This window comes from Sulfidibacter corallicola (genome assembly GCF_017498545.1).
In the GTDB taxonomy this organism is placed as follows: domain Bacteria; phylum Acidobacteriota; class Holophagae; order Acanthopleuribacterales; family Acanthopleuribacteraceae; genus Sulfidibacter; species Sulfidibacter corallicola.
In genome coordinates, this window is the sequence record NZ_CP071793.1 from 9,159,033 (window position 1) to 9,180,464 (window position 21,432).

Here is a 21,432-nt window from a genome sequence, read left to right on the forward strand (position 1 = left end):
CCTTCGATTGGTGGAGCTGGCAGCTCCACCTACAGGCGCGACGACCCTCTCTTGAGCCGGGAACCTCACAGTTGGGACCCTTCGACTGGTCGGGCCGGCGGCCTTACCGGCCCTGCCCAACTTACTGCCTCGACGACTCTCTTTTGGGGCGGGTACTGCTTGGTTGAATTGCTGCGGTGGATTGATCGCGGGGTGGCTCGTCAGCTCCCGCTGCCTCCGCTTAGGGAACCTTTGTTCTCGGCGCATCTCAGTTCCCTCTCGTGGTGTTGTACTGCCAGATGAGGTCGAGGACGTCGATACGCTCGCTGCCGTCGATGTCGGCCTCCAACGGCACCCCATGACGGCGACCCCAATCGGCCTTGCGCGGCGCGTAGGGCATCAGCCGGAAGAGCTGGGCCCGCGAACCATCGAGGTACCAGGCCTCATCCACCGGGCTCCCCGGCAACAGGCAGCCCTCGCCGATGGGGTCGGGACCGGACAATACCCGCGCCACCTTGCCCTCGCGCTCGTACACGGTGCCCCCATGCTGGTAGCGGTAATGCTCGGGGCCAAGACACAGCAGTCCCCGCGGCGCCCGGGCGAACGCCAACATCCCAACTTCCTGGCCGCTCGCAAGGTCGATGCGACGCACCTGCGAGGAATCCACCTCGCCGACGAGCACCGTGTTTCGGTCGCCAGGAATGGCCGTCACGCCCTCGATGGTAAAACCGACAGGGATGGAGAACGGGGCACCGCTCCGCAGACCGAACAGCCCGTCCTCGGTGACGGCGGCCAGATTCCCCTCGGCTGCGACAAACCCGTGTGGGGCACCGGTCACCTGGGGTTCGGCCAAGATTTCGGTGCGGCCGTCGTCGCGAATGCGCAGGATGCGCCCAGAGGCTTCGAGACCGAACAAGTCGCCGTCGTAGGCCAAGCGGATCACCGATGCCAAGCCGGGTCGCTCGGGCGAAACCTGGCGCGCACCGCTCTCGATGTGGTGCACGACGAGCCGCTCACCATCGATCGAGAAGATACGACCCCCTCCCCCATCGACCGCGACAGCCTCGTATGCGCGATTCTCGGAAGTCCACTGGATGTCCGCGCCACCGTTCTCCCAGCGCCAAAGCGTGCGCCGATCGGCATCGACAAACCAGGGCGAGCCCTCCTGAACGACCACGGAACGCAGTGGGCGAACGTGGCGGAACGCCGTCTCGACCCGACCATTGCCGTCGATGCGCAGCAGCCGATCACCAGCCGCGCACAACCAGGAGCCCCGGTCGACATCGGCCACCAGGGCGACGGGCGCCTCCCCAGCCAGAAACGGCGTCAGGTCGAACCAGGCCGCAAGCGGCGCGTCGGAAAGCGAGCCCCGGTAAAGCATTCCGGCGCCATCGAGCGCGAGCAGGTCACCATCTTCGTGAACGGCGAGCCATTGGCCATCGCTGAGCGCGCCGGCAACGGTCGATTCGGTCAGGTTGCCCTCGGCACCCAGCCGCATGAGCCGCCCTTCGGCATCCAGGTAGAGCAGGTCACCGGAAGCCGGCTCGACCACCGCGTGGCGCGGTGCGCCGCCGCACGTAAGCTGGCGTTCGGAGGCATCGCGCCGCAGCATGAAGCCCATCTCGTCGAGGTGGAAATAGGCGGTTCGCTCGTCCACGGGCCAAAACCCGCGAATACCTCGCCCGGTACCCAGGGAACCGCGTCCCCGCACCTGGCCAGGCTCCCCGTGGAACCACGCCAGATCGGCATCGTCACGTAACCAAAGGTGCTCCCCGGATTTGTGGAGTTGGCTGGGAAGCATGCCGTGGCCGTGGGGCAAGGCGACCCAGGACCAGACGTCGACCCCGGTGCCGCAAAGCGCGATCTGGAACTGACGCGCCCCACCGATTTCAGCAAGCTCGATCGTCGAACCGAAGTTTCCGGCACGGTCCGGCACGAAGCGAACCACGACCTCGCGTGAACTGCCGGGCTCCAGCTCGATGGGCGTGTCGCCTTCCAGTTGGTAGTGCTCGTCCTGGCCCGCCACGTCGAGCGCGACCAACCGGTCGGCGTCGTTGCGCAGATGGAGCCGGCGCCGGCCGACCTTGCCAAGATCGACTCGGTCAAAATTGAGTTCGAGCGGGGCAACCACCAAATCGGGCGTCCCGCGGGTGCCCATCATCGGCAGCACCAGCTCGGACATGTCGACGCCCTCGACCTGGATCACCAGCTCGGCCTCGAAGCGACCCTGTGCCGGAGCCAGGAAGCGAATCGTGCCCGACCTGTTGCCGAACGGCGGCACCGTGGGGGAGGCAAAACCCAGGAACGAGAAAGCCCGCGCGCCTTCCCCGCCGATCTCCACGCCACCGAGCGCGACCTTCTGGGCGGTGTGGTTGGCAATGAGGAACGGCTGCTCGACCGCCACCTCGCTGTCGCCGAAGACCAACGTCTCGGGCGTCAGGCTGAGCGGCGCCTGGAGTTCCAAGTCGAACGCGACCTGGCGTTCGGTTCGGTTCCCGGCACGGTCCAGAGCCACCACCCGCAACAGGTAACTGCCGTCGGCGGAAATGACGGTGCCAGAATTGAAGGGTGCCTCGTCGAGGGTGATCAGGGTTTCGGCTAGCCAAGCCTCCTCGATCGAGATTCGAGGTTGGACGGGCCGGTCGTAAACCACACCATCCTCGACACCCGAAATCACCACGACCGGCGCGGTGCGATCGATGACGAAGTCCACGGACACTTCGGCCCGCTCGCCGGTCGCATTGGCGGCCCGTGCACGCAGGGCATATTCCCCTTCCGCCGCGACCGGCGTTGCGGAGGCGAAGGTTGCGCCGTTCAGCGTGATCTCGGTCTCGGTAATCTCCTCGCCGACGAAACGAATCACCGGCGTGACCGAATCCGCGTAGAAGCCGCCATCGGCGACGCCCTCGACCTCGATGGTCAGCGGCGGCGCATCGCCCAACGCGAAAGTCAGGGACCGTTCGCCGCGGTTGCCGGCGAGGTCGATCGCGACGACATCCAACCGGTAGGTGCCGTGGGCCGAGACGGTGGTGCCCGACACGAAGGATGTGCCGTTCAGGGTCAGTTCGACCGTACCGGGATGCAGTTCCTCGACCGTCACGACCGGTGTCACGGGTGTATCGTAGGTCTGGCCGTCAGCCACACCCTCGATCAGGATCTGGGGCGGTGTCTGGTCCAGCGTGAAACGCCGCTCGACCACCAGCACACTGTCGTTGCTGCCCAGCGCCTCGACGCGCAGCAGGTACTCGCCCTCCATGGTCAAGGTCTGGCCGGACACGAAGGGCTGCCCGTTGAGAAAGGCCTCGTAACTGGCACGGGCCGTGTCGCTGACGGAAATCGTGATCGTCACCGGCCCACGCAACACGTCGCCGTCGCGCACGGGCTCGATCACGACGAGCGGCTCGACCCCGTCGACGACAAAGTCGTAGCGGGACGAGTGGGTGTTGCCGGCCAGATCGTTGCCGTGCAGAACCAGGGTGTATTGGCCGGATTGGACGATGGACAGTGGACTCTGCACGGGCTCGCCGTCGAGTGTGGCCGTCACGGTGCCGGGCCAATCGTCGACGAGCTGCCAGGTGATGAGCAGAGTCTCGACGTAGGTCTGGCCGTCCTCGACACCGAACACCCGCAGCTCGGGAGCGGTGCGGTCGATGGTGAAGCGGCAGCTCGAGGAAGCGGTATTGCCGGCACGGTCGACGGCGCTGACAGCCAGGGTGTAGACCCCCTCGGCGGCCACCTCGCTCCCCGAGGCGAATGGCGCTCCATTCAGCGTCACCTGGCTGGATTCGGCCGGCTCGCCATCGACGAGAATGACCGGGAAGACGGACTCGCGGTAGTAGCCGCCGTCCTCGACGCCGGTTTTCACGATTTCGGGAACGGTGGTGTCGATTTCGATCTCCGCCCGAACGGTTTGGCTGGCCTCGCCGCGTACGGCCCGGGCCTCGAGGCGATAGACGCCTTCTTCGGTAAGCTGCAGCGGCGCGGTAGCGGACGTTTCGTTGACGGTGAAGGCCTCCAACGAGGCGCCGTTCGCGAGCTGGATGTCCACGGTCACGGGCATGCGGTAGGCGGTCCCATCCGCGATACCGGTAAACTGAACCAAGTCCTCGTCGCCATCCACCAGCGTGAACGCCACCCGGGTTTCGGTTCGATGATCCAGGCGATCGACGGCGATCACGACCAACACGTACTCGCCCAGCTCGGCCACCTCGGTACCCGACAGAAAAGGCTGATCGTTCAAGGTGGCGGCCACCCGAACGGGCGTCAGGTCGGTGACCTCGAAGCGGGGATGAACCGCCGCGCCATAAGTCCCGCCATCTTCGACCCCGGTGACGGTCAGCTCGGGCTGGCTGCGATCGACATAAAAGGTTTCCTCGACGCGGGCCCGGTTATTGTTTCCATCGACCACGGTCGCTTCCAGGTAGTAAACCCCCTCGTCATCGACAACCCCACCCGCCGCGAACGGCTGATGGTTGAGCAGGATCTCGGGTTCGGGCAGTGGGTCCTGATCGTCTTCGACCACCACCACGGGCGCGACGCTTTCCGCGGTGTATCCCTCGGCGGGCAAACCTTCCAAGCGCAGGACCGGCACCTCGTCGGTACGAACCTGGACCAGGGCCTCGACGGAAACGGCCACCGGAGCCGAGCCCTGATCGCGGTTGTGCAGATGGAGTCGATAGGTGCCGCGTACCAAGCCACGACCGTCGAACACCAAGACGGATTCGACGGTTTCGTGCGGCTCGGCTTCCGCGAGCCATTCGGCTTCGGCCAGGACGCTGTCGTCTAGATCCAGTAACCGGACCACCAGCGGAAGCGAAAGCGCGCGGTTTCCGGTGTTGCGAAGGGCCACGGCGGCCCGAATGGACTGGGGCAACGTCACCGCGCCCGGGGTCGGGTAGAGCGAAGCCTCGGCCGCATACCGCGCCACGTTGGTCACCGTCAGCGGATGACCGACCCGACGATAGGTCTGCCCATCCTCGGTCAGCGCGAGCCACAGCGTCACCTCGCCCTGGGGCAGATCCGCCCCGGCAACGGTGACCTCCAGGTCCCAGCCGCCCCCTGGCAGCAACACCGGTGCGACGCCGCCGGCGCCCGGTGCCAGGGTACCCTCGTGTTCGATGTCCAGCGCCCACTGGAGACGGCGGAACGCGTAGTTCCCCGACGTGTTGCGCACCGCGATGCTTCCTCTGAGGTCGGCTCCCGCACCGATGCGACCGGGCAACCCGGAGAGATCCGCTTCGAGTCGGGCATCGGCCCGCAGCGTGACTTCGAGCGACCGTTCACCGACCAGGTCATCGCCACGGTACAAGCTGCCAACGAGGCGGTAGGTCCCGGCCAGCCAGGAGGCGGTCGAATGCCGCCAGGCGTGGTCCCGTTCGGCAAACGACACCAAGGTGCCGGTTTCCCATGGTTCGAAATCGTGCAGCAGCTCGCCGGCCAGGGTTTCCAAACGCACCAACACCCGCAAGCCGGACGCCGCCGCACCGGTATTGACGACCCGCGCCGTCAGCTCCAGATCCGCAAGGGGATCGATCGGATCGGTTTCGGTCGCGAGGTCCAGTGCGAGACCCGCTTCGTCCGTGACGACGAAGGTGTGGGCGGCGCCATTGTTGGTTTCGTCCAACTCCTCGATCGCATCGCGCCCATCGAGCGTGGCCCGTAGCCGGTAACGGCCTGGCTCCCAATGGCGGGTGTCCAGATCGAGGCCGACCGTGGCGTACGCGCCCGCAGCCAGCAACGGCAAGGTCGACGACGGCAGGAAACGCGGATTTTCGTCAGGACCGACCAAGGTCCAGGAGATTTCGAGATCGCGCAAATCGCCACCGCCCCCATTGCGCACGTTGAGCAGCGCGGCCACGGTTTGGCCGACCGACGCGGCGGCGGGCACGAACCGGAGCTGGTCGTAGGAGGTAACGGCATCGGGCAGGTGAGCCCGAGACACATCGAGGACCAGGTCGGCGCCGAAGGGGCCCCGGTCCAGACTCATCGGATCGAATACGTTGGCACGGATGCGGTTCTCGCCGGGATCCAACTCGGAGAGCTCTGCCTGGAACCAACCCGCGAGGCGAACTTCGAACAACCGGAAATCAATACCGTCGCGACTCGCGAACAGCAGGGTGTCTCGGCGGGTCTTGGTGAATCCCCAAACGGTTCGATCGGATTCGGGCAGTGAGGTGACCCGCGGTATTAGGCCGGAGATGTCCCAGGCGACCGGCAAACCACTCGACGTGGCGGCGAAGAGAAAGCGGCCGTCGCCGCTGATGCCGACCAAGCGCTCGATCTGGCTGTTCAGCGGGATGGCGACAGGCTCGGCGGTGTTGGGCCGGGCATCGACGGTGAACCCAAGCGCGAAGCACCGCTCACTGCCATCTCGCCAAACCAGTCTGCGGGCGCCGTCGGCCCAAACCGGGTCTCGCAGGACCTCGCGCTCCAACAGCAGACTCGGCTGCAAATCGTCCCGGAGCAACGCGACGCGGACCGGCGCCTCGCCCGAAACCACCAACACGCCACCGAAGGCGGGCGCATCGATCAATTGGGAAATGGCTTCGTCGTGTTCGAAAAGTGCTTCGGTTTGGCCGGAACTCGGATCGTGCATGGAGATCGTCGCGCCGTTGACCACCCAAAGGCGGCCATCGCGGCGCCAGAGCAGTGGTCCGGTGACGAAGCCGCCCTGAACGGTGAGCACCTCACCGGAGGCGATGTGCAGCAGTTTGGCGAATCCGGTGGCATCGCTGTAGGCGTCGACGAACGCCGCGAACACACCTTCGTCGTCGACGGTCAGGTGGCTGAACCGACGCGAGGCGGTGATGCTGCGCGAGCTTTGGGACTCGGGATCGTGGATGACCATGTAGCGACTGACCGCGGACGGTACCAGCACGATGCCTTGGGCACCAAATACCAGCCGCTGTGGTTCTCGGTCGACCAATCCCAGGTCGCGAACGCGATCGAAAGAAAGGGCCGTGGCCTCCACTTCCTGCCGCCCGTTGCGGTGGATCTGGACCCGACCACCGGGTTCACCGAAGCCGGTCAGCTCGGTGCGGCCGCGGTAGAGGGTCAGGCGCGATCCTGCGGATGCCGGCCAACTGAAGGTCGGGGCAGTCAGCGGTACGACGACACTGACCAGGTTCGAGTACGTGGCGCGGCCCTCAACGTCGAGCACCGCGACGCGGTACACCAGGGTGCGGTTGGCGGGTAAGCTGCCGGTGTCGCGGAAAACCAAATCCGTCAGGGTTTGGCCATCACCGGGCCCAACCACCTCGAATCCTGAATCTTCCAAAAAGCGACGTTCGACGGTAAAGCCATCAAAACCAGTGCTTTCGCGATCGTAGTTCCAGACGAGGAGAACACTTCCGTCGGCATCTACCTCGGCGGTCAGGACGGGAGCCGTGGCCACGCCGCCGCTGAGGGTCACCGATACGGTTTCGCTGGGTTCGCTTTCGTTGCCGGAGCCGTCGACCGCGGTCACCCGGTAGGCGAAGGTCCCACTGTGCAACGCCGCATCCACATAGGCCGTGGTGACGGCATCGGCCAAGCCTCGGTCGTCGCGATAGACGCGGTAGAAGGCCACGTCCGCCGAGGGAGAAGCCACCCATGCGAGCCGCGCATCGGCGCCCTCGAGCGACACCACCAATTGACTCGGCGGCAGGGGGGCTTCCACGTCACCAAGGCTCAGCACGACGGGCCCGATTTCGGCCGAGCCGCCATCCACGAAGCGGGTTGTCAGGCGGTACTCGTGGCGGCCGGTGCCCGGATCGGAATCGGTGTAGCCGGTAGCAGCGGGGGCGATCAGGGGCTGGTGGTAGAGCGACAGTTCGCGAATGGCGGGTGCGCCTTCCGTTGCATCGAGCCGTAGGATGACCTGACCGGTCAGCGGCATTTGGTCGACCAGCCCGGATTCGCGCGTGTCGAACACGGAACCGAGGGGCAGATCCAAAGCCCGCCAGGGAATCACGACGCCGTGACTCTCCAACCGAACCGCCAAAGACGCGGGGATCGGATGACTGGTGTCCCACTCGATGCGCAAGCCCGCATAGGCCGCCGGTTGCGCGAAATCGAACACGATTTCGTTGGCGCCCAAACGGCCCTGCCACAAGGTGCCGGCATCGCCGTCGGTCAAGCTGGCCACAGGAACCCCATTGGCCCGAACCTCGGCGAACTGGGCGGCGGACATGGACACCAGCGGCTGAAGCTCGGCCTCGCCGCGCGAGAGGTGGTAACCGGCGAGGTACGCCGCGTCGACGGCCGGCGGTTGCCAGCTCAGGATCGCATCGGCCGGATCGCCACCATCGGATACAACTTGGAGATCGGTGGCCGCTTCGGCCGGGCGCACGCGAATCACGGTCATGTCGGCATGCAGACTCTCGTTGTCCTGTCCATCGCGCTGCACGACTCGATAGGTGAACAGGCCCGGTTCGGGCAGGCTCAACTCGATGCGGAACCGTCCCACCGAATTGACCTGGGCCGTGGCAAGCACCTCGGTGCCCTCCCGCAATTCGACCGTTTCGAAAGGTGCGGTCGCGCCGGATCCCTCGATGGCCACGGCCGGGGTTTCGAATCGCAGGGCGGGCTCGTCCAGCGTCGGGGCGAAAAGCATGATTTGGCGCGATTCGCCGGGTTGGCTCGAATTGCCCGCGGTATCGACGGCCACCAGGTGGTAGCGATAGGTTCCCGCGGCCAGGCCGGAATCGGCGAAGGTGGATGTCGCGGCGTCCAAGTCGGCGGCGAGCGCGCCGTTTCGCATGAGATGGATGCGGTCCAGGTCGGCCTCGCCCTGGGTTTCCCAATCCAGTTCCACACGGTCCCCACGCAATCGAACGGCCGTGATGGCCGGGGCCGCAGGAGCGGTGGTGTCGCCCTTGGTCACGGTGATCACGGGTGGCGCGGGATCGAGTTCACCACTCCCCTGCTCTTCCGCCACGGCGCGCAACTGGATCTCGCCGTCCTCGATCGCAGGAGTCCAGTTCACCAGCCAGGGTTGCTCGCCGTCAGTGGCGATGTCGGTCCAATCCACGTCGGCGGGCAGTTTGTACTGAAAGCGGACGGACTGGATGTCCTGAGCGTTCGAGACCGCCTCGAGAGTCAGGTCCGATTCGAAGCGGGCTCCGTCCAGCGGACGCAGGAACGCCACGTGGGGCGCCTCGCGATCGTGCAGATAGGGGTCGGAAGGATCGGAAAGCGCGCTTTCGTTGCCGGCCTGGTCCACCGCACCGACTTGATAGGTGTAAGTGCCGTCGGGCAAATCGCCCAAACCCACCGGCGGATCGAGCCAGGCGGTGCTGAAGCCGTCCACCCGCCCGATGTAGGCGCCGTCGCGGAAAACGCGGTAGGCGGCCACGTCGGCGTCGGCATTGGGCGCCCAGGTCACACGCAAACGACCCGGGTTGGATCCGAGCGCGGCGACGGTCGGCGTGGCGGGTTTGGCCGGAGGCTGGTTCTCGACCCGGACCTCGACGAATCGTTCCCCCACGTTGCCGCTTGCGTCGGAGGCCCGGAAGCGCAGCAAATGCGGCCCTTCGACCAGTCCGGCGACAGCCCATTGGGCCAAGAGCCCGAAGCCGACGTTTTCGGTCCCTTCCGCGAGCGGCAGCCAGTTCTGGGGATTGACGCCCACGCCGTAGTGCAGGGACCAGTGAACCAGGCGCTCGTCGTACACACTGCCGACGACGTCCAGCAGGCCCCCGACGACCTGGCCGTTCACGGGTGCGGACAGGGACGGCACGGGCGGCGTCGCATCCACCAGGAGTTCGACTTCCGCGGACTCACTCAGGTTGCCCGCCAGGTCGATCGCGCGAACCTGGTACAGCCAGAGCCCGTCGCGGACGGGTTCGTCGCGGAACGACGTGGCGGCTTGCGGAGCCTCGGTCAGCGAGGTGCCGTTTCGGTAGACGCGATACCCGAACACATCGCCATCGCCGGGTGATGCCCAAGTCAGCGTCACAGCGGATCTGAAGGCCGGCGTCTCGAGTAACGCAGCCTCGGCGAGCAAGCCGGTCGGCGGGCCGGGCGGCGTGCGATCGACCACCAGGTCACGACTCGTTTCGGAGATGCTGCCCGCCGCGTCGGCGGCGCGCAGGCGCAGGCGATAGGTGCCGTCCGGCGGCAGGCGGGTCCAGGCGAACAACACGCCGTCGGTGACGGGTTCCGCACCGCGGAACAGGGTGACGAATCCGTCTTCCTTGTCCCGGTCATCGCGTTTGCCCTGCGTCAAAGGCAGCAGGGCCAGCTCGTACCAGGCGAGCTGGAGATCACGGGCCGTTCCCCGAATCTCGACGGGTGCGGCCAGCAAGCCACCGTTGGGCAGGGCGTCGAGGGCCACCTCCGGCGGCCGCGTGTCGATGGCCACGGGCACCTCGAGCGTGCCCGTGAGCCCCACGCGATCGATCATGTGGGCGCGAAGGGTGTAGCGGCCGTCGGGCATATCGTCGACCGCGACGGAGGCCGCGAAGGACCCCTCGGCCAGATCGGCCAAGGCGGCCGCGTCCCATTCTTGGCGCCAGCGCGGATCGGATTCGTCCTCGTGCACGAGCGACAGGACCAGATCCTCGGGAAAGGCCTCTTCGAAGGTGCCGGCCACGTTCAACGTTTGGCCGAGGCTGACCACATGGTTGGCCACCGGTACATCGATGCGCAGTCGCGGAGCGGTGCGATCGCGGTAGAAATCGACTTGCCGGGTCGAGACGTTGCCGGCCACGTCGGCGGCCGTGAAGAACAGCCGGTTAAGCCCCTCGTTGGGTTGATCCAGCTCGACCAGGGTCCGGCCATCCAGCGCGCCACTGCCCTCGGCCACGACGACGCGCGCCTGGCCCGGGGTTTCGAAGGCCAGGTCCCAAACCCCGACCCCGCTGCCGGAACCATCGGACAAGGTCACCACCACCGGAACGCGATCCAGATTGTTCACGGTGTCCGCTTCCGGTTCGGACAGCGTCATGCTCGGAGCGCGGGTATCGATTTGCACGTCCAACTCGGCACTGTTGACGCCACTGTCGGTGGTTGCGGACAGCATCAAGGTATAGCTGCCGTCCGGCAGGTTCGCGCCACCGACCCGACCGTCGAAAAACCACTCGCCCGAGCCGATTCCGGCGGGAACGTCGGCACGCAGCACATGGGTTTGCGGGCCTTGGGCGGTCAGTGTCAGGTTGGCGGCCGCACGCAACTCGTAGCGAAGCACGACACCGTCCTGACGGCCGTCGTCGTTGGGCGAGAGCAGATCGCCGGTCGCCTCCCATCGCGCGATCACGGGATCGAGCGCGACGGTAACGACCACACTGGTCTCGGCCCGGTTGCCGGCAAGGTCTTCGGCGGAGAGATGAATCAGGTAATCGCCCGGCGCGGTGACGGACAAACCGGCGATGCGGCGATCGGACAAGGCCGTCGGGCGCGTCAGGTCCGCGAGGATGTTCGCTTGGTTGGGGGCCTCGGCAGGTGCGGCAGTCAAGCGGACCCAAGCCAATTCGGAAGCGTCGGAGGCATCGACGCGCACACCCGAGGGAACGGTGACCGCTCCGGCCGCTGGTGACAGCAGTGCCAATTCGGGCAGCGACGTGTCCAGGTGCAGCGTGGTCGCGCGGCGAACCTCGGTGCCACACGACGCATAACCGGCGACGACCAGGCGATAGGCTCCCTCGGCGACGCGTTCCCCGGCATCATTGCGGCCGTCCCAATGCAGGGTCAATCGACCTGGCCCGACTTCGCCACCGCCGCGCAACAGGCGGACGGGCGGCTGATCGACCCCCTCGAAACTCTCGATCCAGGCCGCAACCTGAAGCGAGCCTTCGAGGCCGACGGGCACGATGGCATTCTCGCGGCGGCCATCTCCGTTGGGAGAGAACCGCGTGACGGCATCACTGCCAACGGTGAACAAGGTCAGCCCGGCGGCCAGCGATTCGGCGTCACCGGAGAGCTGCACGACGGCGGTGACCTCGTTGCAGAAGCCCGCGTCGTTGATCGCCTGGAGGTGCAGCTCCCACGCCGCATATCCGGCGGCGGCCCAGGGCGCAATGTCGATCGTGGGGAATTCGGTGGGTGCGGGGGCGGACAGATCCACTTCGACGCGCGGCGTATCGCGGCCCACGGGCACGGCCCAGGCGGAGAAGACGGGCATCCCCAAGTGAGACGGCGACGGTTGCGGTGCATGGCTCGCGGACGCGACGCTCACCTGTAACTCGCGAGCGATGGGCACGCGGTTGTCGAGGGCATGCTGCAATTCGCGCTCGGAAGGCGCGCACATCACCTGATCGGGTACAAAAATCTCGATCGGCTCTGGAGTGAAGGGAATGATTCCGGCCAATTGAACCAGGGGTTCGGTGCTGTCCAGCGTTTCCACCAATTCGAAGGAAATCTGAGCGCGACCCAGCGTCGGGGAAATGCGAATGTTGTGTCCTTCCCGGTCGCGAACGACGGCGTACACCAGGTGTTCCCCTTCGGTTTGCAGCTCGGTCTGGTCCATCTCGAAGCGCCGTTCACCCAGCAACGGAGGGCGCAGGTCGAGCGCCAGCGGCACGGTGCCCGCCGCATCCGCGAACAGGGAGATCGCGGGGAAACTCGGTGTATCTCCGGCCTCGGCGACGAGGTAGGTCCGCCGGCTCTGGCCCTGGTCACGGCAATGGTCGTAGAGCGGGCGTACGGTGACGGTATTGATGCCGCAAAGGGTGCCCACCGTGAGCGTGCCCAGCGCGATTTCGTCGGGCTCGCCCGGATTGAACACCACGTTCTCGAGCAACATCCTTTTGCGAACCAGGCCGGGCTCGGCATTCGGCGGCAAATTGTCGGGCCAGTCAGCCTGGAAGAACATGCCGCGGTAGCGGTCGGGCTTGCAGATATTTCCGGAAAAGGGGCGGGCGCTCAGGACGATCGGCGTATCGAAACGGCGATCGACATCCACGCCGCCCAGAACCCGGCCGGACATGGTGCGCACGCCGCTGTCCTTGTCGACCGAGACCTGGTAATCGACGCGAAAGGCACCGTTGCCGTCCGGTTCCAAACCGATGAAATCGATTCGCGGCGCAAGAATCAGGCGCCGCATGAACTCGGAGCGCCAGGTGCCCCCCAGCCGGTCCTGGCACACCAGTCGGAAGATCACGTCGCGATCCGACGGCAGATTGGCTTCGGCGAGGCCGGGCTGAAAGCGCGGTCCCTCGAAGAGGCTGCGCTCGGCGTCCAGCTCGGTCAGGGTGACCAAATCGTCGGTGTCCCCGCCGTACTCGAGGGCCGTCAGGGTCAGGGGAAAGCGATCCCGGGGAACGAGCGCCACCAGGTCGAGATTTTCGAGGCCGCCGATCGCGGTTTGGGCCAGGATCGGTGCGGACCCATCGGTGCCCAGGAACGGCGTGTCGTCGGGGCCCGCCAACAGCCAGAGGTTGGCGGCCACGGCCGAGCCCGTCGTGAAGGTGGCCCGATTGCCGGCGTGGTCCTCGGCCACCAGCCGGAACTCCTGTTCGAAAACCTGTTCAAGCGTGTCCAGACGATCGAGATTGCCCGGATTGGTGGCGTAGGCAGCGTGCTCGGCACGCACGACCGTCCAGTTGACATCCTCGAGACGGCGCCTTTCGAGGCGCCAGGAGGCGAGGTGCAAATCGTCCACTTCCAGTGCGTAACGCGTCACGATGGTCAAGACGTCGTCCTGGTTGCGTTCGCGTCGCGGGGGGTCGAGCGCCAGGGTCAGTTCGGGCGGGGTCGTATCGACCGTGACTTGGAAGGCGATACCGTTCAGGTCGAGCCGATAGAGGCCGTCCGGTGCCACGGCGCCACCGGCGTCGCGGCCGTGCCAGGTCAAGCTGCCCTGAGTGCCGGCGCCGAAGAACTGTTGGCTCTGGAACAGCGGGCGCCCTTCCGAATCGGAAACGGTCAGGTTCGCTTCGAAGGCGGCCCGAACCTGGAACTGCATGGTGACCGCGTCGGCGACGCCGTCGCCGTTCGGCGAAATCAACAGATGGTCGGGAAACGCGTCGTAGAACGGCTTCTGCTCCTGAACGCGGACGCTCACCAACCGGCGCCGCTCGTTACCGGCGCGATCGCGTGCGGTCAGGCGCAGCAGATAGGCGCCGGGATCTTCGGGAAGCCAATTCCCGAGAAACCCATTGACGACACTGAAATCGCCAGACATGCCTGTGGGAATCCATGTATCTGGTTCGGCAAGGGATGCCGCCTCGATAACCCAATCCCGGAAATGGCGGTCGGTCGCCGTGCCTTGGAGGCGAACCACACCGCCGGAGAGCGTGAAGGCCTCGAAGATCAGGCCCAGATTGTGGCGGGTGGTGTACAGTCCCTGCTCGGGGAAGGGCTCTCGGGTGGCGATCTTGGCACCATCCGGCGAAATCAGGCCCTGCAGGAGATTGATCAGCGAATCGGGCTGGCCGCTGTCGTAGACCGGGTATCGCGAACCGCTCGGCCAGTCGAGGAGGACCACGACGTCTGTCGAGCCGCTGGTTTCGGGCGTGCGAATCAGGCGTCCATCACTGAGCGCGACGGTGGGATCGGGCTCGGCATCGGGGAAGGCTTCGAGCCAGCGGAAAGCACGGCCGCTGTCGATGTGGAACCAGACCAAATCGACCGGGTTACTGAACTCGGAGGCCTGAAGCCCAAACGCCAGGTATCCCCGATCGCGATGCAGGGTCTTGATGAAGCCGCCGGTGGGGGCCTGCTCGAACACGTAGATCTCGCGGAAGCCCGTGCCATCAGGCGCGAGGCGCACCAACCTCGGCGCGCTGCCGTTCCGGCGTTCGACGACGTAAACGTGACCCTGGTACGCGAAACCCCCGATGACCTGGTCCCACTGGCCCTCGGCTGGATGCAGCTCGTGGCGTTCGCCGTCGTCCAGATCGATCAGGAAGAGTTGGGTGCCGTTCTGCGCCACCAGGACCTGTTCGCGATTGGCCCAGGCGAGGACCACGTGGCCTTCCTCCAACTCGAAGGAGGCCTCCGTCTCCTGATTCGGTCCATAGACGGCCACGGTGAAGGTATAGGGAAAATCGAAGTAGTCGAGTGGTCCGGCGATCAGCAACCTGCCAGGCTGTCCTGGCAGCGTAAATACCTGATCTGTTTCAATATACCACTCTTCGAAAGCTCCGCCGTCGGGTGCCACCACGATCGGTGGACCGGAGGGAAAGCGGCCGATCAGGGCGCTGCCGTCCTCGGCCCAACCGGCCCATTCGGAACCGCCGACAAACGCCGAGGTCAGGGTGTCGAAAAAGCCCGGATCGGGTGAGGCCAGCGCCTCGCGGATCCGGGTGTTGTTGGTGTCCAGCGAAACGGTGATGTCGGCGATGGCGAATCCGGACGCCGATTCGCTGAGCCTGAAGACGTAGTAGCCGTCGGACAGGGCTTTGCCATCCGCACCGAGACCGTTCCAAACCAGCGAGCCGCTCCCCTGCCGTCCGCGCCAATCCTGTTGGCGCCGGCCCGAGCCGTCCAACAAGGCAATATCCACTTCGGGTTCCTCGGTGTTCCAGAAAAGCGTGACGCTGTCGGCAGCACCGTCGCCGTTGGGCGAAAAGACGGTGCGGTCGACGGCGATCTCCCCGCTGCGGGGCGTGAATCCCAAGTAGGCGGTATTGTCGGTTTCCACCTGCTCTGCGATCAGGTTTTCCGGATCGAGCACACAGACGAGTCGCTCGAGATCGGCGGGCACCACGAACGTCAGGGCGACCTCGGCGCTTCCAGGCTGGAGATCCAGTTGGGTCTGGTCGAGTGGTACGCTGTCGCGATCGTCGGCATAAAGCGCAACCACGAGATCTTCGGCCGATTGGCCACCACCGTTTTGCAGGGCGACGCGAACGGTTACGGTTTCGCCGACCGCCGGCCAAACCGGATCGAGGATCATCGGCGTCGGTCCGAAGCCCGCGTTGGGACCGCCGGTCACGAACAGGGGCCGGTAGGCCGTGTTGTCGTCGGCATCCGATTCGGGGTCATCCGTAGCGACTTGGGCCACGAGGACCTGCTCCCCGCGAAACGCGATCGGATCGATGGCGAAGGTCACGAGGCGGCCCTCGCCGGGTTGGAGTGCGGCAACCGTCTGTTCCGGTGCGATCGAGGCACCCTCGGGGCTCGCGAGGTACAGGTTCACACGGCCGTCGGCGGCTACACCCCCGGTGTTCCGAACGGTGACACGGACCTCGAGCCGGCCACCCTCGCGATAGGGCGGATCCGAAAGCGCAATGGCGTCGGAGCCCAGATGCAGATTGGCCTGATCGTCGGCGCGCGTCGCGTACGGTATTTCCAGGCGGTTGTCGCCTTCGTCCAGCTCGGGCCAGGCGGCGTCGGGATCCAGATCGGCGCGAAGGGTGCCGCTCTGGGTTTCTGCCGGAGCGGGCCACACGAGCTCGGCCACGGCGGTTCCCGCCCCTGGCAAATCGACCGTGGCGCGTCCCAGCGGTGCGAATCCGCCGCCGCTGTCGGCACTGAAAAGCACGGGCACTCCGGTACGCGGCTGGAGGTGGCGGTTGCGCACCGTGACGCGCAGGCGGTTGTCGCGCGAGATGAGGCCCGGCGTCAGGCTCAGGGAGTCCGGTACCAGCTCGAAATCGTTAAAGGCGGCGCCGTCGAAACGAAGGACATGGCGGTTGTTTTCTGGCCGCACGTCGCTGTCGGTGCCGGTATCCACCAGCAGAACCAGGTCGTAATCAGCCAGGTGTTCCAACGTGGTGGTGAGTTCGGCATCGAAGTTTCCTCCCGGCGCGAGAGCGTCCACACGCTGGGCCACGAGCCGACCACCTTCGGCCGGATCACCGAGATACAATGCGCTGGTGACACTTTGCGGTCCCGTGCCACCGATGTCGACGAGTCGGTAACTCAGCCGAAGTGATTGCGGCGCGGTTTCGAAGACATTGGGGGTCGCCACGACGCTGAGCGGGTCCACCGCCACGTCCACGCCGCCCGCTTCGGCCAGCACATCGATGGTGCGACGCAACGTGTTGTTTTCCGGAAAAGGGTCTTCGGCGGTGTCCACGTGCACGAACAGGTTGCGCAGCCCGGTGGGACCATCCACCACCCAGTCCAATTCGGCGACGGTGTTGCCGGTGATCGCGACCAGGTCCGGCAGGGCCAGTGGCCCGGCGATGCGCTGTCCGGACCCGTTGGGATCTCCGTCGAACAGTGAAAGCGCGGCGCCGCTCAAGGGCAGACGTCCGGTATTTTCCACACGGACGCGCAGCCGAAAGGTCTCACCCAGGACGGGACGCAGGCTGCTCAGAACCAGGCTTTCGTCGTCCAGTCGGGCATCGGCGGTAGGTGCGTTGAAATGAAACGGGAACGAGAGCCGGTTGTTCGCCGGTGCCGCGTCCGGTGTGCTGCTGCCGACGACGAGCACCAGCGTGAAGGCCTCCACATCGTCGGGAAGGGTCCAGGTCGTTTCCAGGCGGGCCGCGGCGCCGGCGGCCAGTGGCTGGCCAAGCGTGGCCCGATCCAGTTGTTCGCCGCCGTCTTCGGGCTCGCCACGATACAGGGTCAAGGACAGGTCCTCGGCCTGGCCGCTGCCCAGGTTGCGAATCTCGGCGGAAACTGTCAAAGGCAGGCCTGGCACCGGATTGGCCGGAACGAGGGTGATCGAGGCCCGGTCGAGCGCGGGATCGGGCGACTCGGTATCGGCCATCATGTCCAGGGTTTCCAGGACGATGGCGGTATCGTGAATCAAATCGTTCCAGCCGCCCGCGGTCGTTTGCGCGCGTTCGAGAAACGATTTGGCGGCCGTGTCCAATCCACCCGCCGCCACCAACGCGCGCAGCACCGCACAAGTCACGGCGAAATCGACGTCGGTCTGGCCCAACCCGCCGTGCGCCCCTTGAAAGCCGAGCAACCAGTTGGTGGCCCGGGTGCGGGCCTCTTCCAAACCGCTCGGTGAACCGGAATAGCCGGCCAGGGCGGCCAGCACCTCGGCGGTTTCGTAAGCGGCGCCGACGTCGAGGCCCCAGGCGCCGTCGCCAGCCTGCCGCTCGAGCAACCAGGACACGGCCCGGTCGGCAGCCTCACGCGCACGCGTTTCGGCCACCCCATTCAAGGCGCCGAGCGCCAGAGCGGTGTCCAAGGGAGAAGCCCTGAACCCGGACCTGAGCGCAAATCCACCGTCGTCGCCTTGTGCGTCAAGCAGGTCTGTCAGCCGATCCTCGTCGGCTCGATTGAAATGGGAGAGTGTCGCCAGAATCCGAGCGGTCTCGTCCACGTTGCGATCTTCGAGTGAGGCAAGGAGGTCCAGCTCCGCGCGGACGTCCACCCCGAATCGGGCCAAGGCACGGATGGCCGCGGACGAGTCACGGACGAGTGTGGCTTCGTGATCCGCCCAGAGCCCGGTCGACCCCCTACGGTTTTGCAAGAAGGTCAAAGCGACGGCGGTATCGGGCTCGCTGCGATCGGCGGCGATGGGAGCGGGTCGAAAGTCCAGGTGTCCCAGCCCGCGCGTCTGTTCACGGAAGAGGTTGGCGGCTCCGCCGAGGCCCAGTTCGACTTGGGCGAGCGTCGTCGTCGAAGGCGCCTGTTCGGCATACAGGTAAATGAAAAGGACGCGAAACGATTGAAGTCGGCCGTCATAGGCCGGCTCACGGGGCCCCATCGCCGCGGTCAACCGGTCGATTTCGATGGTTTCTGCGGCAGCGCGCGCTTCCCGGCCGGGACTGAGGGGGCTGTCGGGCGGTGAGGCGGTGCCGATGGGCCGCAACAGGGTCAAAGGCGCGACCCGATCCTCAGGCAGAAACCCCATCAAGTATAGATCCAGGTCGGAATACCGCAGCTCCACGCCCCGCGCCTGCCAGGTGTCGTCACTCACCCGCGCCCAGTCGTGGCCGTACATGCGCGACGCGTCGCTGTCCAACCAGTAGCTCCAGTGTCCGCTGCCGCTCAGCAAGTCTGCCGAAGGACTGCCGCCATCGAGAAAGCGGGCATGCGCCAACCAGCGGTGACCCAACTCGTGAAGCAGAACGTCGCGAAGGGAAAGCGCATCGACCAGACCGCCTGTCGCGAATTTGTCGAGCGCGCCAAGCTCGATCAGGCCTTGCAAGCGACCCGCGCTGTGGAAGTCGGCGGTGCGGTCGAAGTTTTCCAAGCCGATGCCCGCGACGTCGTTGCGGATCGGTAGGTAAAAGGCTTGAACACCCTCGATATAGGTGAAGTCGGAAGTGAGCACCGCAAAATGATACAGATCGCCAAAATGCTGGTAGACGGCACCCATCATCGCCTGGCGCAGTTCGGGATTCAACGGGCCCAGTGCCTGGTATCCAAAATCCTGGGGATCTCCCGTAAAGCGGAAAACCGCCACATTCCCAACCACGCGATCCAATTGAAAACGGGCGTCCGGCATTTTGGATCGGGTCGATTCGGTTCCCTGGGCGAAATTGGGCGACACGACACAAGCGGGTCCGGCATGGATGACGCCAAATCCCAATGGGACTGCGCCCAACCACAAGAGTAGGATGTGACGGAAAAGGGATCTTTTCATGGGACTTCCTTCAAACGTGACCTTGGCGGAGAAAGGCCGATTCGACACGCGGGTCGCGGCAACAAAAAATGGAGATGGGGCGCGCCGGCTTGCAGGGGCGCGGGTTCGATGGATCAGTGTCGATCGGAGGTCTGGGCCCGCGATCGTGCCTGTTCGATGACGCGGCGCACATCGGCCGGCACCTCGCCTGGCAGCATTTCGCGGAAAAAGGTATCGCCGTCCGCGGTCGTCTCGAGCAGGGCGAACCCGCCTGGGGTCCGAAACAGCAGGCGACCGTCGTGAATGGCGGTCAACAGGAAACCCTCGCGACCCAGGCGGTCGCCGACCTTGGCCACCCGTTTGGTACCCGAGGCCGTGACCACGGCGTAGGACCCGTGCAGCAATCGGATTTGGATGGCCTCGATGGCGTGCTCGGCCAAGGTGTGGCGTCCATTGGCGTCGGGTCCCCGATGATCCTCGAGGCGTACGCCGAATGTGTCGTCCTGGGCCGAAACCGCGAGCGGCCCCATCAAAAGGGCGCCGGCCAGGATCAGGCCTTGCCAAATGAAGCGCAGGTCAGGCGCGAAAGCTCTAAAAGTGTTCGGAATGGTCTTTGTCAACGTTCATGCTCCGAAATACGTGGGTCAGTGGGTAAACACACGGCTGCTCCTCATCCGTGCCGCTTCGCGATGTAGGACGCCACCGGTAACGCCGCGTCCTCCCGGCGATCGATCTCGCCGGTCAGGAGCCTGGGTCGCCTGAACGGGCGCACCACCGCCAGCAGCATCAGCGCTTCCAGCACGTCGCGCACGCCCAACTTGGAGGTGCCGGCCATGCGCCGCTCGAAGGTGATGGGTACCTCGGCGAATCGGGCGAGTCCGGCCGTGGCCCTCAACTTCAACTCGATCTGGAATCCGAACCCGTTGGCGTGAAACCGTCCGAAATGGATGCGTTCCAGTAGGTCGCTGCGCCAGCCGTTGAAACCGCCGGTGATATCGTGAATCGGCAAGCCCAGGCGCCAGCGCGCCAGGCCCGAACCGAAGCGAGACAGCCGGCGGCGCCAGGCGGTCATGCCGATGGAACCGGAATCGTGAAGGTAGCGCGAGCCGATGATCGCGGAGACACCGTGTTCCCGAACGGCCAACATGCGCGCCAGGTCCCGCGGCGCGTGGGATCCGTCGCCATCCATCTGGAACACCCAGGCATAACCGTGGTTGAGCGCCCATTGGAAGCCGGAGAGGTACGCCGCGCCGAGTCCCCGCTTGGCCTCGCGAAAGAGATGGAAGACGCGTTCGGGAAACCGATGCTCGAGATCCAAAATGACACGGCGCGTGCCGTCGGTGGAGAGATCGTCGATAAACAGCAGGTGAAGGTCACCGGCCAGGTCCAAAATGTCAGCGGCCAGACTTTCGATGGTGCCCACTTCGTTGTGCGTGGGAATCATGATCAGGGTAGGCACTGAGATCTCCTGGGTTCGACCGTCCCGGCACCCGGCGAGGTCGCGCACTCGTCTTCTCGGCCCGGTCTCGGTCGCTACCGGCGCGCAGCCGGGCAGGAAGCGCAAGATCCATGAGTGACTTCGGATGGAAACATCCGAAAAGGATCGGCGTGAATTGTGTGGGCTCCGACGAAAGAAACCACTAGGGCTCGTGGAGAGCGGCGTGGAAAAGAAATGTCAGGGTCGGAGCATTTGCTTTGGAAGGTGGATTGAAAGGGTTGTTCTGCCAGTCGATGTGATGGCGAGTCCAGTCGACTCAACCGAAAAAACGATATTTTCACGCCAAAAAGCGGTCAAAACACCGTCATTAAAATTCATGGTACGTCATTTTCCCCCGAGGCACAACAACAAGTTTTTCCAAGAATTACCCTGAGGCCGGCCATTCCCTGCCCGGATCGAGGATTGATCTCCACGGAGTCGCCGCATAAGCCGAGGGCCGGATTGCCGGTGGGTACCCAATCGAAGCGAATCGCCAGGGAGTTCCCGCATTTGTGAGAGGGGCGTCGTTGTAGTAGGTTGGCCGGCTCGGCCGACATTTCGAAGCAACGTATGTAAC

General features: G+C 65.4%; 3 protein-coding genes. All 3 read right to left on the reverse strand.

The window, feature by feature from the left end; genetic code table 11:
* Positions 1 to 247 precede the first annotated feature (247 nt).
* Entirely contained in the window at positions 248 to 19,399 is a 19,152-nt protein-coding gene (locus J3U87_RS27795) for a CARDB domain-containing protein (protein WP_237379050.1), read from the reverse strand.
* Positions 19,400 to 19,512: 113 nt separating this feature from the next.
* Entirely contained in the window at positions 19,513 to 19,998 is a 486-nt protein-coding gene (locus tag J3U87_RS27800) for a hypothetical protein (protein ID WP_237379051.1), read from the reverse strand.
* A gap of 50 nt (positions 19,999 to 20,048) precedes the next feature.
* Positions 20,049 to 20,837, reverse strand: a complete 789-nt coding sequence (locus tag J3U87_RS27805) for a glycosyltransferase (protein ID WP_237379052.1) — start codon at positions 20,835 to 20,837, stop codon at positions 20,049 to 20,051.
* Between the last annotated feature and the right edge of the window lie 595 nt (positions 20,838 to 21,432).